At 57.4% G+C, this 14844-nt stretch carries 17 protein-coding genes; 12 read left to right on the forward strand and 5 right to left on the reverse strand.

The window, feature by feature from the left end:
- The first annotated feature begins 146 nt into the window (after window positions 1-146).
- From I9187_RS01770 to I9187_RS01800, 7 genes are all read left to right on the forward strand, one after another.
- Complete coding sequence (locus tag I9187_RS01770; protein ID WP_171180411.1) at window positions 147-1301, forward strand: phosphoserine transaminase; 1155 nt, start codon at window positions 147-149, stop codon at window positions 1299-1301.
- Between the two features lie 99 nt (window positions 1302-1400).
- The gene (gene serA, locus I9187_RS01775; RefSeq protein ID WP_171180410.1) at window positions 1401-2996 is read left to right on the forward strand and encodes a phosphoglycerate dehydrogenase; all 1596 of its coding nucleotides are present in this window, start codon (window positions 1401-1403) and stop codon (window positions 2994-2996) included.
- A 121-nt stretch (window positions 2997-3117) separates the two neighbouring features.
- A complete protein-coding gene (locus I9187_RS01780; protein WP_209509703.1) occupies window positions 3118-3846 on the forward strand; it encodes a metallophosphoesterase family protein in 729 nt (242 codons plus the stop codon).
- A gap of 35 nt (window positions 3847-3881) precedes the next feature.
- The gene (gene serB / locus I9187_RS01785; protein WP_209509702.1) at window positions 3882-4760 is read left to right on the forward strand and encodes a phosphoserine phosphatase SerB; all 879 of its coding nucleotides are present in this window, start codon (window positions 3882-3884) and stop codon (window positions 4758-4760) included.
- A 42-nt stretch (window positions 4761-4802) separates the two neighbouring features.
- Window positions 4803-5132, forward strand: a complete 330-nt coding sequence (locus I9187_RS01790) for a metalloregulator ArsR/SmtB family transcription factor (RefSeq protein ID WP_171620122.1) — start codon at window positions 4803-4805, stop codon at window positions 5130-5132.
- A complete protein-coding gene (locus I9187_RS01795) occupies window positions 5120-5548 on the forward strand; it encodes an SRPBCC domain-containing protein (RefSeq protein WP_209509701.1) in 429 nt (142 codons plus the stop codon). Before I9187_RS01790 ends, I9187_RS01795 begins: the two co-directional genes overlap by 13 nt.
- 22 nt (window positions 5549-5570) lie before the next feature.
- Entirely contained in the window at window positions 5571-5891 is a 321-nt protein-coding gene (locus tag I9187_RS01800) for a YciI family protein (RefSeq protein WP_171180399.1), read from the forward strand.
- 5 nt (window positions 5892-5896) lie between these two features.
- On the opposite strand, the gene I9187_RS01805 is transcribed toward I9187_RS01800, so the two are convergent.
- Window positions 5897-6895: an asparaginase gene (locus I9187_RS01805; RefSeq protein WP_209509700.1), complete on the reverse strand. Its 999-nt coding sequence runs from the start codon at window positions 6893-6895 to the stop codon at window positions 5897-5899.
- Between the two features lie 178 nt (window positions 6896-7073).
- Here I9187_RS01805 and I9187_RS01810 point away from each other — a divergent pair, with 178 nt between their 5' ends.
- The 4 genes from I9187_RS01810 (at window position 7074) to I9187_RS01825 (ending at window position 10219) form a co-directional block, all read left to right on the forward strand.
- Window positions 7074-7610, forward strand: a complete 537-nt coding sequence (locus I9187_RS01810; protein WP_171180396.1) for an invasion associated locus B family protein — start codon at window positions 7074-7076, stop codon at window positions 7608-7610.
- 168 nt (window positions 7611-7778) lie between these two features.
- A complete protein-coding gene (locus I9187_RS01815; RefSeq protein WP_171180394.1) occupies window positions 7779-7946 on the forward strand; it encodes a hypothetical protein in 168 nt (55 codons plus the stop codon).
- A 175-nt stretch (window positions 7947-8121) separates the two neighbouring features.
- Window positions 8122-9309: a 23S rRNA (adenine(2503)-C(2))-methyltransferase RlmN gene (rlmN, locus tag I9187_RS01820; RefSeq protein WP_171180392.1), complete on the forward strand. Its 1188-nt coding sequence runs from the start codon at window positions 8122-8124 to the stop codon at window positions 9307-9309.
- A gap of 286 nt (window positions 9310-9595) precedes the next feature.
- The gene (locus I9187_RS01825; protein WP_209509699.1) at window positions 9596-10219 is read left to right on the forward strand and encodes a cytochrome P460 family protein; all 624 of its coding nucleotides are present in this window, start codon (window positions 9596-9598) and stop codon (window positions 10217-10219) included.
- A 6-nt stretch (window positions 10220-10225) separates the two neighbouring features.
- Here the strand turns inward: I9187_RS01825 and I9187_RS01830 are convergent, their stop codons facing one another.
- From I9187_RS01830 to I9187_RS01840, 3 genes are all read right to left on the reverse strand, one after another.
- Window positions 10226-11884: a U32 family peptidase gene (locus I9187_RS01830; RefSeq protein WP_171236128.1), complete on the reverse strand. Its 1659-nt coding sequence runs from the start codon at window positions 11882-11884 to the stop codon at window positions 10226-10228.
- A gap of 63 nt (window positions 11885-11947) precedes the next feature.
- Window positions 11948-12286 carry a hypothetical protein gene (locus I9187_RS01835; RefSeq protein ID WP_171095721.1) on the reverse strand — a complete coding sequence of 113 codons (339 nt, stop codon included), beginning with the start codon at window positions 12284-12286 and terminating at the stop codon, window positions 11948-11950.
- The gene (locus I9187_RS01840; RefSeq protein ID WP_171180386.1) at window positions 12283-13203 is read right to left on the reverse strand and encodes a J domain-containing protein; all 921 of its coding nucleotides are present in this window, start codon (window positions 13201-13203) and stop codon (window positions 12283-12285) included. Before I9187_RS01840 ends, I9187_RS01835 begins: the two co-directional genes overlap by 4 nt.
- A 159-nt stretch (window positions 13204-13362) precedes the next feature.
- On the opposite strand from I9187_RS01840, the gene I9187_RS01845 reads away from it, so the two are divergent.
- A complete protein-coding gene (locus I9187_RS01845; RefSeq protein WP_171180384.1) occupies window positions 13363-13746 on the forward strand; it encodes a hypothetical protein in 384 nt (127 codons plus the stop codon).
- Here I9187_RS01845 and I9187_RS01850 read toward each other — a convergent pair whose 3' ends face one another.
- Window positions 13747-14844 (reverse strand): cystathionine gamma-lyase, encoded by a 1098-nt coding sequence (locus I9187_RS01850; protein WP_171180382.1) that lies wholly within the window; start codon window positions 14842-14844, stop codon window positions 13747-13749.

A 14844-nucleotide genomic window follows, 5' to 3' on the forward strand; every position in this document is an offset into this window, starting at 1 on the left:
CTCGCGTTCCGATTTGTAGCCTTTTCAGATGTCGTTTTCGCCTGACGAAGTGTCTTTTCCGCTTGCTGCAGGTGCAAAGGCCCCATAGCTCTGTGCGTGGGACACCCCTCCCCAACGAGGGGCGTGTATCTGAAAGGGTAATACAGATGACGATTGAACGACCGGCAGCGCGGCCGGCAAATCCGCGTTTTTCCTCGGGCCCCTGTGCCAAACCCCCTACATTTGATCTGACTAAATTGGCCGATGCCGCGTTGGGTCGTTCCCACCGGGCCGCTGTTGGCAAGGATAAGCTGAAAGCGGCCATTGAAGGCACGCGTGAGGTGCTGGGTATTCCGGCAGATTACAAAATCGGGATCGTTCCCGCCTCGGACACCGGTGCGGTTGAGATGGCGTTGTGGTCGCTGCTAGGTGAGCGCAAGGTCGAGATGCTGGCTTGGGAAAGCTTTGGCGCGGGCTGGGTGACGGATGTGGTCAAACAGCTGAAGATCGATGCCGAGGTGAAAACGGCGGATTACGGGCAGATCGTGGATCTGGCTTCGGTCGATTTCGCCAATGACGTGGTGTTCACCTGGAATGGAACAACCTCGGGCGTGCGGGTTCCCACTGGCGACTGGATCGCTGATGACCGTCAGGGCCTGACAATTTGTGATGCGACCAGCGCCGCTTTTGCGATGGACCTGCCGTGGGACAAACTGGATGTCACCACCTTTAGCTGGCAGAAAGTGTTGGGTGGCGAAGCGGCCCACGGCATGTTGATCCTGAGCCCACGTGCGGTTGAACGGCTGGAGAGCTACACCCCCGCATGGCCGCTGCCCAAGATTTTCCGTCTGACCAAAGGCGGCAAGCTGATCGAAGGTATCTTTACCGGAGCCACGATCAACACGCCCTCGATGCTGGCGGTTGAGGATTATCTGTTCGCGCTGGACTGGGCGCGCTCGGTCGGTGGGTTGCAAGGGCTGATCGCCCGTGCTGATGCGAATGCCAATGCGGTTCATACGTTCTGTGCGAAGAATGATTGGATCGCCAATCTGGCCGAGGATGCGGCGACGCAATCGAACACATCTGTGTGCTTGAAGTTTACCGATGCACGCATTCAGGACGGTGCGACTTTTGCCAAGGCTGTGGCCAAACGGTTGGAGGTCGAGAATATTGCATTGGATATCGGTGCCTATCGCGACGCGCCTGCGGGTCTGCGTATCTGGTGCGGCGGTACGGTTGAGACCTCGGATATCGAGGCGATGTTGCCTTGGTTGGCCTGGGCCTTCGAGGCCGAGATCGCAGCGCAAACCGAAGCTGCCTGATGACCCGGTGCCGGGCTGAAGCCCGGCCTACTCACATTTGAAATCGTAGGGCGGGCTTCAGCCCGCCAACCCCCAGAATTCTTCAAAGGACCAGAGAAAATGGCCCCCAAAGTACTCGTATCTGACAAGCTCAGCGAAACCGCCGTGCAGATTTTCCGTGATCGTGGCATCGACGTGGATTTCATGCCTGATCTGGGCAAGGACAAAGACAAGCTGGCCGAAGTGATCGGTCAGTATGACGGTCTTGCCATCCGCTCGGCCACCAAGGTCACACCGACCATCCTGGAGAAAGCCGACAAGCTGAAGGTCATTGGCCGCGCTGGTATCGGCACGGATAATATCGACAAGGATGCGGCTTCGAAGAAAGGTGTGATCGTAATGAACACGCCGTTCGGCAACATGATTACGACCGCTGAACACGCGATTGCGATGATGTTTGCCGTGGCGCGGCAAATCCCCGAGGCCTCTACCTCGACCCATGCAGGCAAGTGGGAGAAGTCCAAGTTTATGGGGATCGAGCTGACCAACAAGACCCTCGGTGTTATTGGTGCAGGGAACATTGGTGGCATAGTTTGTGAACGCGCCCTTGGACTGAAGATGAAGGTCGTCGCCTATGATCCCTATTTGGGCGAAGAGAAAGCCGCGCAAATGGGCGTGGAAAAAGTTGAACTGGACGAGTTGCTGTCGCGCGCCGACTTTATCACGCTGCACGTACCGCTGACTGACCAGACCCGCAACATCCTGAGCCGCGAGAACCTTGCCAAAACCAAGAAAGGGGTTCGTATCATCAACTGTGCACGTGGTGGACTGGTAGACGAAGACGCTCTGGCCGAAGCTCTGCAATCCGGACACGTCGCCGGGGCAGCCTTTGACGTGTTCAGCGAAGAGCCGGCGAAGGAAAATGCGCTGTTCAACCTGCCCAACGTGGTCTGTACACCACACCTTGGTGCGGCAACGACCGAGGCGCAGGAGAACGTGGCGTTGCAGGTGGCCGAACAGATCTCGAACTATTTGCTGACAGGCGCGGTCGAGAATGCGCTGAACATGCCCAGCGTGACGGCGGAAGAGGCCAAGGTCATGGGGCCTTGGATCAAGCTGGCCGGGCATCTTGGCGGCTTTATTGGTCAGATGACGGATGAGCCTGTTAAGGCGATCAACATCCTTTATGATGGTGTGGCCGCTGAAATGAACCTTGCCGCGCTAAACTGCGCAGTGGTCGCGGGGATCATGAAAAAGTTCAACCCCGAGGTGAACATGGTTTCGGCCCCGGTTGTCGCGAAAGAGCGTGGGATCAAAATCTCGACCACCAATCAGGACAAATCGGGCGCGTTTGAGGGCTATATCAAAGTCACCGTTGTGACCGACAAGCGCGAGCGTTCGATCGGGGGCACTGTGTTCAGCGACGGCAAGCCGCGCTTTATCCAGATCAAGGGCATCAATATCGACGCTGAGATCGGCGCTCATATGCTGTACACGACCAACGAAGACGTGCCGGGCATCATCGGTGCATTGGGTCAGACCATGGGTGAGAACAACGTCAACATCGCCAACTTTACCCTTGGTCGCTCCGAGGCAGGCGGTGAAGCCATTGCGCTGCTTTACGTAGACGAACCGGTTCCAGCCGAGGCCCGCGCCAAGCTGGCGGAAACGGGTCTGTTCACGCAAATCAAGCCATTGGTGTTTGATGTCGCCTGACGCGGCCTGTTGAGTTTGAGAAACAGTTCAGGGCCCGGTTTTGAAAAGACCCGGGTCCTTTGTTCTCTGGAACCGCAATCTGGGGCACAAGCGTGCTGAGCACTACCGGCGGAGGATGTCTATGACACAGCCTGTCTATGTAATCGGTGATCTGCACGGACAGGTGGCTGAACTGGAGCGCGCACTGTCTTTGATCCAAAGTGACGGCGGACCTGATGCTCAGGTTGTGTTTCTGGGTGATTACGTGGATCGCGGTCCCGATAGCCGGGGCTTGATCGATCACCTGATCGACGGGCGTGATGCGGGTCGGAACTGGATCACCCTGCTGGGCAATCACGACCGGATGTTTGCCTGGTTCATGGAAGACACTCCACGCCACGATCCGCATCTGCTCGTGGGGTACCACTGGCTGCATGATCGGTTAGGCGGGATTGAGACTTTGCGTAGTTACGGGGTGGAGTTTGAAGGTCAAATCCGGCTGGAAGACTTGCACCGGATGGCGAAGGGGGCGGTGCCAAAGTCTCACCTGACCTTCCTGCGCGATTTGGCGTTGATGCATCAGACGCCCGAGCTTGCCTTTGTTCACGCCGGTATCCGCCCGAACGTGCCGCTCAATGAACAACGCGCAAGTGATCTGGTCTGGATCAGGCAGGTTTTTCACAACCATCGAGGTCCGCATCCCAAGCTGATCGTGCATGGTCACACGCCAGTGGATCAGGCGACGCATTATGGAAATCGCGTCAACCTGGATACAGGCGCGGGCTATGGGCGTCCGGTTGGTGTGGCTGTATTCGAAGGGCAGACTTGTTGGGAATTGACGGCACGGGGCCGTATCCCATTGACGCCTTAAACCACCTGACGCAGGCACGACATTGGAGATTGAATATGTATGTCGCAACTTTGCTGACCAATCCTGCAGCGCCTTCGCTGGACCGCACCCTGCCCGAGTCGCTGCGCAACGCGTGGGGCGGCGGGGATGTCATCTGGCTCAGCCCTGATGAGGCGCTAGAGTTTGAATTGAGCGACATGCCCGACAATCGCTGGGACGTCTGGGCGGACTTGCAGGGCATGGGTGTCGACCTGATCGTGCAACCTGCAGAAGGGCGGCGCAAAAAGATGCTGCTGGCCGATATGGACAGCACGATGATCCAGCAAGAATGCATCGATGAACTGGCGGATGAAGCCGGTGTTGGAGACAGGGTCAAGGACATCACTGCCCGTGCCATGAACGGAGAGCTGGACTTTGAGGGGGCGTTGATCGAACGGGTTGGATTGCTGAAGGATCTGGATGAGCGCGTCATTGATAAAGTTCTGAACGAAAGGATCACCCTCATGCCGGGTGGCAGGGCATTGCTGGCCACGATGCGGGCGAACGGTGCCCATGCGGCGTTGGTATCGGGTGGGTTCACAGCCTTTACGGCACGGGTGGCAGAGTTGCTGGGGTTTGATGAAAACAGGGCCAATACGCTGTTGACTAAAAACGGGAAACTGACGGGCGATGTTGCGCGCCCCATTTTGGGACGGCAGGCCAAGATCGAAGCACTGGAACAGATCTCTGCCCGGCTTGAGCTGTCTGAAAATGACGTAATGGCCGTTGGCGACGGAGCAAATGACCTTGGAATGCTGGGCCGGGCCGGAACCGGAGTTGCCCTTCATGCCAAGCCTTCAGTTGCCGCCCAATGCGACGTGCGTGTGAATCACGGTGACCTGACGGCGCTGCTTTACCTGCAAGGGTACAGCCGCGCTGACTTTGCCGAGGAATAACCGAGGCTATCTTTTATTTAACATTTGTGTTAAATAGTGGTCATGAGCACGCTTCTGACCGCCTTTTCAGCACTGTCTGACGCCACCCGATTTTCGATTGTCGAACAATTGATGGAACAGGGTGAACTGCCCGCCGGTGACCTGATCGAAGGGCGCGGTGTCTCGGGGGCTGCAATTTCGCGCCACCTAAAGGTCTTGCGAGAGGCAGGGCTGGTGCAACAGCGCGCCCAAGGCACGCAGCGGATGTATTCTGTCCGACCCGAGGGGCTGCGGCTGATTGCCGATTGGACCATTTCCAGGCGCCAATTCTGGGAAAGCAGCCTCGATCGTTTGAGCGAAATTATCGAAAGGGAGAATTCATGGCCGACCTGAAACTGAAACGGGACTTCCCCGTCAGCCCTGAAGACTTGTTCGCATGGATCAGTGACGGCAGCAGGTTGCTGCAATGGTGGGGGCCCGAAGGGATGCATGTGCCCGAACATAATCTGGATTTTTCGCGAACAGGCCCATGGTATTCGGTGATGGAGAATGGCGAGGGCCAACGATACAAGGTTTCAGGCCATGTGACCCATGTCGATCCACCTAAATCAGTGGGTTTCACATGGGGCTGGCATGATGATCAGGACCAGCGCGGCAACGAAAGCCACGTGACTTTGTCGGTCGCAGCAACCGACACCGGATCACGACTGACACTGGATCACCGAGAACTGGCCGATGCCGAAGCGGCAGCGAACCACAATCAGGGTTGGACATCTTCGCTGCGTAAACTCGAAGCACTTTGCAAATAGGTTTTCATCAGGGAGGAGCGACATGCCCCAATTTTTGTTTGTATATCATGGGGGCCACACCCCAACCGACCCCGCCGAGATTGAGGCGACCATGGCCGCCTGGGGTGCCTGGTTTCAGGACATGGGTGAGGCGCTGGAAATCCCCGGCAACCCGGTGGGCCAGTCCTATACCGTCACCAACAGCGGGGTCGTTGACAACGGCGGTGCGAACCCGGCCTCGGGCTTTACGGTGATCAAGGCCGACAGCATCGACGCAGCGACCGCCATGGCCAAGGGTTGTCCAATGGTCGTCAACGGTTCAGGCTCGGTCGAAGTGGCCGAGGTGCATGAGATCGAGATGTGAGGACCTTAGCCGGGGAAGCCCGGCGCAGGTTTGATCACGCCGCATTCCAGCCCGCGCCGGCTGTATTGCGTGGCGTTCATGAATTTGCGGGTGGCCGGGTGATCGGCCTCCAGCACGCCGAGGCTGACCAGTATCGCGGCAATCGCACATTCGCTGGCGCGGGTGGTGCCGTCGGTGATCTTCAACGCAACGCCCATACGTTTTTCCGGTATGATGGCCACAAACACGGCCTCGGCCCCGGTTTTGATGGCAACCCTGCCATTCATGGCGCGCATCAGCTCGGTGCAGGCACGGGTCTCACCGGCCACCAGCTCGGGGTGCTTGACCATTGCCGCAACCAGTTGTGCCGCAGCATCAGAGGAGCGATCCGAGCGGTCTGCGGCACTGGCAAACCACGCCATCGAACGTGCCAATCCCGCCAGCGAGATCGCGAAATTTGGAGCGGAACAGCCGTCGATGCCATATCCCGGGCTGGTCTCTCCGGTGGTTTCTTCAATGGCTGACAGACAGGCTTGTTGCACCGGGTGGTCGATTTCAAGGTATTCCGGGCCTGCGCCCATGTGCTGAGCCAATGTCAGAAATCCACAGTGTTTGCCCGAGCAATTGTTGTGGATCTGGCAAGGCGTGTCGTCAGCTAAAATCAGCCGATCGCGAGCTGCTGTATCTGCTGGTTCCTGTGGGCCGCAGCGCAGATCATGCTCGGTCAGCCCCAGGTGATCCAGCCATGCTGTTACCCGATCGGTGTGGATCGCGGCACCGTTATGTGAGGCGCAGGCCAGCGCAAGATGTTCGCTGTTCAAGCCGTATTTCGCCGCGGCACCCGACGTGACCAGTGGAAGTGCCTGAATCATTTTGGCTGAGGACCTTGGGTAGATCACCGCTTGCGGATCGCCCCAGCTGCGGGCGATTTGGCCGCTGTCATCGCAGATCACCGCGTGGCCCAGATGCAAACTCTCAAGCAAAGCACCACGCCACAGTTCTGTCATGGGTATGGGCTGCGTCATCTGGACCTCCGAAATTATGCGCAAAATTCTGCCAATCGCCCTTTCGCCTGTGGCGAAACCTGCGTTAGTGTGTGTATGTCGGCAATCATCGGAATGCGCAACGGAATAGACGGGCCGGAAGGGTTCGCAGCCATGTCCGATGGGTTTGAGGTATGGGTCGAGCTAGGAGGCTGGACAAATGGGATCAATGCTCGTTCGTGTGATCGCGGGCCTGTCTGTGGCAGGTACCGTCGCGACATCTGCAATCGCTCAGCAGGCCAGCAGCACCAACCGTGTTGCGGTCAAGACAGATTGGAGCGTCTTTGTTGAAGAAGACCCCACTGAATGCTGGAGCGTCGCAACCCCGGACGAAACGGTTAACACCCGCGGTGGTCGCGTGGTTTCTGTGCGGCGTAGCGACATTTTGCTGTTTGTGGTGTTTCGACCAGGCGATGACGTGAACGGAACAGTGTCGTTCACCGGCGGCTATCCCTTTGCGGCGGGTTCGACCGTCAACGTCAAGATCGACGACGCCGAATTCGAATTCATTACTGATGGCGAATGGGCCTGGCCTTCGACTCAAGGGCAGGAACCCAAAGTGATCGAAGCGATGAAGCGCGGGAACGAGGCTGTTCTGACGGCCCGCTCGGAACGCGGGACGCAGACGAAAGACACCTTCTCGTTACTGGGCTTTACCGCAGCAATTGACGACGCGAAGCAACGCTGCACTAATTAAGTCAGCGTATTTCGGTGCAGGCCCCGTCGGTATGGCGGGGCTTTTGTTTTTGATGCTGTCCGGCGCGCCAGCATTACGCGACGTCCGCGCCCGCACTTGATCCGTATCAAAGTAAGCCCTCGCACTTTCTGAACTAAATAGTTCAGAGGAAACGAAGGAGTTGCCCCGATGCTGAACAAATTTCTTGCTGCGCTGATGATGATCTCGGCCATGGTGCTAAGCGCTTGTGAAAACACAGGTGAGACATATCCGGTGACTGGCGAACAGTGCGGCCCGGAAGACCCGGTTAAGACTCTGGACGCCGAAGATTGCTACATTCCGCCGGCAGGTGTCTAAGCGGGCTTTGATCCGTACGGATTAAAACAAGACAATGGCCGCAGTGACTGTGTTACTGTGGCTTTTCCATGCATACCCGCCAATTGTGACGAATCCTTTTGATCTTTGCGCAGGTTCCTATATAGAGGCGCATCCCAAGCCAGAATCTTTCGAGATACGCCTCAGAGAGCCCAAAATGTCGCCCAAAGCGCCGATCACTCAAGATGTCCTGACCCTCCCTCGCAAACTGCCCGAGGGAAAGATCAACCTTGTCGGGCTAACCCGCGACCAGCTGCGCGCTGTTCTGATCGAACACGGCACGCCGGAAAAGCAGGCCAAGATGCGCACCGGTCAGATCTGGCAGTGGATCTATCAATGGGGTGTGCGAGACTTTGCCGAGATGACCAACCTGGCCAAAGCCTACCGCGCACAATTGGCCGAGAATTTCGTGATCGAAATCCCCGAGGTTGTGACCCGCCAGGTTTCTGAGGATGGCACCCGCAAGTATCTGTGCCGTATCGCAGGCGGGCATGAGGTTGAGGTCGTCTATATCCCCGAAGAGGATCGCGGCACGCTTTGCATCTCGTCTCAGGTCGGGTGCACGCTGACTTGTTCATTCTGTCATACCGGCACCCAGAAACTGGTGCGCAACCTGACTGCGGCCGAGATCGTTGGTCAGATCATGATGGCCCGCGATGATCTTGACGAATGGCCCACCCCCGGTGCGCCCAAGGATGAAACGCGCCTGCTGTCGAACATCGTTCTGATGGGCATGGGCGAACCGCTTTACAATTTCGAAAACGTCCGTGATGCGATGAAAATCGCCATGGATCCCGAAGGGATTTCCCTGTCGCGCCGCCGTATCACGCTGTCGACCTCTGGCGTCGTGCCCGAAATCGCGCGCACGGCTGAGGAAATCGGCTGTTTGCTGGCGATCTCATTCCATGCCACCACGGATGAGACCCGCGACGTGCTGGTGCCGATTAACAAGCGTTGGAACATCGAAGAATTGCTACAGGCGCTGGCCAGCTATCCCAATGCGTCGAACTCCGAACGGATCACCTTTGAATATGTGATGCTGGATGGCGTGAACGACAGTGATGAGGATGCACACCGCCTGATCGACCACATCAAGCGTTACAACATCCCGGCCAAGATCAACCTGATTCCGTTCAATGAATGGCCCGGCGCGCCGTATAAGCGCAGCTCGAACAACCGTATCCGGGCTTTTGCGAATATCATCTACCACGCGGGCTATGCATCGCCCATTCGCAAGACGCGCGGTGAGGATATCATGGCGGCCTGTGGTCAGTTGAAATCGGCAACCGAACGCGCTCGCAAGTCTCGCAAACAGATCGAGGCCGAAACAGGGTTGAGCCGATAGAGTTTCCGCCGGCGTCCGACCGGGTCGGTTGTATCGCGCATCAAGTGTTTTCGGTCGCCACCTGCACGCCATAAGTGTACTTGTAAACTTAATGTTTCAGGTGCTGAAACAATATGCATAATTTGCTATGTTTCCCGTGTTCATCGCTAGCATGGCCCTTTTCAAATCCATGCACAAGGTGGTGAGCGGACCGGGCCAGAGCTGGCAAGTTATTGCGAGGTCGCTAGACTAAACCGGTGCTGTCAGGCGGTGCTCAGGCGAACTGATTTTCAGGTGGGCCAATATTATGAACACAAGCTTTACTAACACTAACCTTTTCGGAGCAATCTTGTTTGCCTTTGCGTTTGCGGTAAGTTCAAGTTTGGTTTTTGCCGACAGCGAAAATGCTCATATCGCGATCGAAAACCCTGCTGAGCTGAGCAAGGACGAGGCTTTGAAGCACTACCGTTCGCTGAACCGTCGCATGGCGCGCGGGTATGCAGCGGCGCAACTGGACCTGATCCTCAACTACCAAAGCTGGCCGTTATTCAACGATGCACCCTATATTTCGGCAACCCATGGCCAGCGGTTTGTGAACAGTTATGCCAACCGCATGGCCCATAACTATGCGACTTTGCAAAAAGGCGAAGAGCTGCCTATGGGTTCTGTCCTGGCCAAGGACAGCATGACCGTGACGGATGAAGGGCGCATACATCCAGGTGCCATGTTCATAATGGAGAAACTGGCAAACGGGGCGAACCCGGATACAGCGGATTGGCGTTATATCATGGTCCTGCCAGACGGTTCTGTGTTTGGCGATACCTTGGGTGATCGCGCCGGTGAAGTCGCGTATTGCCATGTCTGCCACGAACAGGTGGCGGATCGAGACTACACGTTTTATGTGCCGGAAGAGTATCGCAAGAGCGAATGAACCGGATCAGGCCGGTTCGCCTGGCAGCTTCAGTTCCGTCGCCTCGCGGCGGCTGAGTTGTTCGCCTTGTTTGCGTTTTGACAGAACTTCTCGAGCCAGCGCGTATTTCTCATCCTGCCAGAAGATCAGACACCCGTTACACCCCTTGCCACAGCAGCCTTCGGTTCCGATACGGTTGGTCTTGAACCGGCGTTCATTGCCATCCTCGCCGATCTTTTCGACCAGTTCGTCGCGACGACGGGCATAAGCCGTCGGGTTGTCGCGGCCAGTGGTTTCCAGCCCTTGCACCAGTTTGTCGAAACGAATGCGGCTCCAGTGTTCGTCGGTCAGGGCACGTTCCTTGCGCAGGACCGAATAAACCGGGAAGCGCGCGCGCAGGTCGTCAATGTCTTCGTGATCGAACAGGGTGAAAGGCAGTCGGATGGCTGTCTTCGTGCTGCCATGCACCACATCCAGCCGCTTGCCGTCAGACGCGCGTTCGAAATCGTAGACACGCAGCAGAACCGTATCGCGTGAGATAGGCGAGACAAAATCCAACACGTCGCCCGGTTCCAGCTTGTTCTTCACCTCGACCAGAAAGGCGTCTTCAGTCACTTCGGTGACAATCCCCGCATACTCCCACTGCGCGATCGAAGCGGTGTGTTCGTAGTCATGCGCATAGTTGGTCAGGCGCCCTTCGTGGAAGGCGAGCGTGTAGCCGCGGTTTCCTACGGTTTCCAGTTCGCGCATATATGGTCTGGGATCCCAGTTCTCAGGATCGGCATTGTAGTCGTCGATCGCCATCCGATACGCCCGCGCAACGATGGCGGCGTAATACTCCGACTTACCGCGCCCTTCGACCTTGAGGCTGTCGACACCGATCTTCAGGTATTCATCCAGCTTGGGCATGATGCACAGATCGCGGGAGTTCAGGATGTATGACCCGCGATCATCTTCTTCGATTGGCATCAAATCACCGGGGCGGCAGCCTTCTTCCAGCAGGAATTCAAACAGGTCCGCGTTTTCGTCGGTGATGCGCAGTTCCTGATGCGTGCCGTCCTTCAGGCGCAGTTTCAGGCCATAGTTCCAGCGGCAGGAATTGGCGCAATTGCCCTGGTTCGCCCCGCGTTCGGCCATAAAGTTCGAAAGCAGGCAACGACCTGAATAGGTCATGCACATCGCACCGTGGACGAAAGCCTCAAGCTTGATGTCAGGGCACTTCTCGCGGATTTCCACAAGCTCGGGGTACGAGACTTCGCGTGCCAGAACCACCAGTTCAGCGCCCTGATCCTGCCAGAACTTCACCGACAGCCACGAACAGATATTGGCCTGGGTCGAGATATGCAGCGGCAGTTCGGGTGCGCGTTCGCGGACATATTGGAACACACCCGGATCAGCAATGATCAGCCCGTCGGGCTGCACCTTGCGCACCGTGTCGATGTACTCATCCAGTTTCGGGATGTCTTTATTATGCGAAAACAGGTTCAGCGTCAGATAGGCGCGTCGGCCATGGCTGTGGCAGAACTCAACCCCTTCGATCACCTCTTCCAGCGAGAACTCGGATTTCGTGCGCAACGACATGTCGGGCGTGCCCAGATACACTGCGTCTGCGCCGTACAGGATGGCGAGTTTCAACTTGCGCAGATTGCCCGCGGGCATCAGCAATTCGGATCGGGACTGGGTCATAGAGCCACCTGGCAAAGGATCAAGGCGGCCTTCTACGCCAAATGGGTCGAGTCCAAAACCCCGTTATCTGCGACGGAATCGCGCTGTGCCGATCACTTCAACCAGTTGCTGACGCACCGGTTCGGGTTGAGCCTCGACCGCGTTCAGAACCTCGCGCAACTCGGCCCGCAGCCCGTGCATCTGATCAATCAGTGAGATCATCATCGACAGTGCATCTGCCTCCATGTCGTACTGTTCGTGCAACTCGCAGGCCAGTTCCAGACGGGCGACGTCGATGCTGTGATAAACTAACCCCTTATCTGATTGTTCGGGGATCACAATCTCGGCCGCCAGATACTCGGTCAGTCGGTCCGAGGTCAGTCGGGCGACGGTTTCGATCAGTTCCTTCTCGGTCAGGGTCATGACGGCATTCCTTTCCGGGGATCGTAGCTGTGTGTTTCACGCCAGGTCTCCATGAACTGTTTCAGGTCGTCATCAATCTTGTCGGGCATCGATACGGTCAGTTCGATCAACTGATCCCCACGCTCGGACGAGCCGCGTTTTTTGACACCCTTGCCCCGCAATCGCAGGGTTTTACCACTGCTGGTGCCCGCCGGTACGCTGACATTCACGCCGCCATCAATCGTAGGGGCGGGGACTTTGCCGCCCAGAATCGCCTCGTCAATGGTGATGGGCAGCGTGATGTGGATGTCGTCGCCCTGACGATCAAATACCGGATGACTGGCGACCGAAACAGTTACCAGAGCGTCGCCCGGAGGGCCTTCACCAAATCCCGGCGCCCCTTTGCCGCGCAGGCGGATGGTCTGGCCGTCTGTAATTCCAGCCGGGATCTTCACCTCGATTCGGTCGCCGTCGGGCAGGGTAAGTTTCTGACTCGCCCCGAACACGGCATCCAGAAAACTGATCTGCAGCGAATAGTTCAGGTTGTGCCCCGGCGCGTGAAACTCATGGCCGCGCTGGCCGCCAAACCCGCCACGCCCGCGCATGAATTCGGCGAAGATGTCGGACATGTCGTCCGGGTCTGCCTGACGTCCGCGATAGGGGTTGCCAGCGGCTTCGGCATATTCACGGTAAAACTGCTGTTGCGGGCGTTCCTGACCCGAGGCGTCAATCTCGCCATTGTCATACCGGGCACGGGTTTCCGGGTCTTTCAGCAAATCGTAGGCTGCGGCGGCGGCTTTGAACTTGGCCTCAGCCTCGGCATCGCCGGGCTTCAGGTCCGGATGGCATTCCTTGGCAATGCGCCGATAGGCTTTCTTGATCTCGGCGGCGCTGGCGTCTTTTGCCACGCCAAGAACGGAATAGGGATCGTCGCTCATCTCACTCTCACGGGTCAGGGCATGTCTGATCTTGATGAATGTCTTCTACCATGCGATTTCAACGGGTCAAAAGGAAGAGACGATTGAATTGCCTCGTAAAATCCTGCAGGTCTGTTAACATCTGCATGTTTCTAATTGTTGATTGACGGAGATCGTCTCATGTCTCGTAGAATTAAGTCGGCTCTGGCCTTGCTGGCCGGGAATGCCATTGGGTTATTGCTTGCCTCGCTGTTGTTGTCAGGATTTGCGATCAAGCCGATCTCTTTCATCGTCGTTGTAATCGTCTTCACCGTGGTGCAGCTGATTGCCGAACCCCTGATCCTGAAGCTGGGTGAAAAGAAAGCGCCTGCGCTGAAGGGCGGGATTGCTTTGATCGTGACCTTTGTAGGCCTGTTGGTGACTGATCTGATAACCGCTGGGCTGACCGTAGGTGGAGTTGCGAACCTGTTGGGAGCAACGCTGTTGGTCTGGCTGGGGGCGCTGATCGCCAGCGTTGTGCTGCCGATCTACGTGTTCAAAGAACTGCGCGAAGCCAAGAAGTAATCACAGCGCGTTCAGGCTGGCCTCGATGGCTTGCCACAGTTCTTCTACAGGTTCGCATCCGACGGACAGGCGGATGAAGGCGGGATCGACATCGTCGCCCCATCGCGCGCGACGTTCGGCTGAACTGTGGACCCCTCCGAAAGAAGTGGCGGGGCGCAGAAGGGGGCAAGCGTTGATGAAGGCTTCGGCTTTCTCTTCACTTTCCAGTGTCAGGGACAGCAGAAACCCGAAGCGTGCCGTCTGTGACTGTGCCAGTTTGTGGGATGGATCGCCCGGCAGACCTGGATAGCGGACCTGTTTCACTGTGGGATGTGACGCCAAACGTTCGGCCAACACCTGCGCCGAGCTGCACATACGGTCAAAGCGTACATCCAGCGTTTCCAGCCCGCGATGCAGCAGCCACGCCTCATGCGGTCCGGGGATTGATCCGGACACTTTTCGCCATTCCTCGACCCGTTCCATGATATCGTTGTTGCGGCTGGCCACATGGCCCATCAGCATGTCGGAATGCCCGCCCATCGCCTTGGTATCTGACGATACAACCACATCGATGCCCAGTTCCAGTGGGCGTTGACCCAGCGGGGTCATCGTCGTGTTGTCGGCAATGGTCACTCCCCCGGCTGCGCGCGCCTGTTCAGCAACCGCTGCCAGATCGATCATATCCAAACCGGGGTTCGAGGGGCTTTCTACAAAGACAACATCGAACCCGTCAAAACCGCCGTTGGTAAAGGCGGCAGTGGGTCGTTCCTCAACGGTCACGCCCAGACCTGAAAGGAAACGATCCGCCAGCAGGCGTGTCACGTAGTACCCGTCCGACGGGATCAGCAGGCGTGATCCGGCCTTCAGGGTCGCGAACAACGCTGCCGAGATCGCTGCCATCCCCGAAGGGAATGTCAGGCAGGGTGCGTCCTCCAGATGGGCCAGAACATGTTCCAGATGCTCCCAGGTTGGGTTGTCGACGCGGCCATAGGTGCGCAAACCTTCCGTCACGCCGGGCAGGTGGTACATGCTGCTTTGGGTCAGTGGCAGGGTTACCGGCTCACCGGCGTTCAACGCGTTGCCGCGCAGGTGCAGCATCTCTCCGGTTTTAGAAGCCAT

It is taken from the genome of Ruegeria sp. HKCCE4148, from assembly GCF_017872495.1.
Lineage (GTDB): Bacteria > Pseudomonadota > Alphaproteobacteria > Rhodobacterales > Rhodobacteraceae > Ruegeria.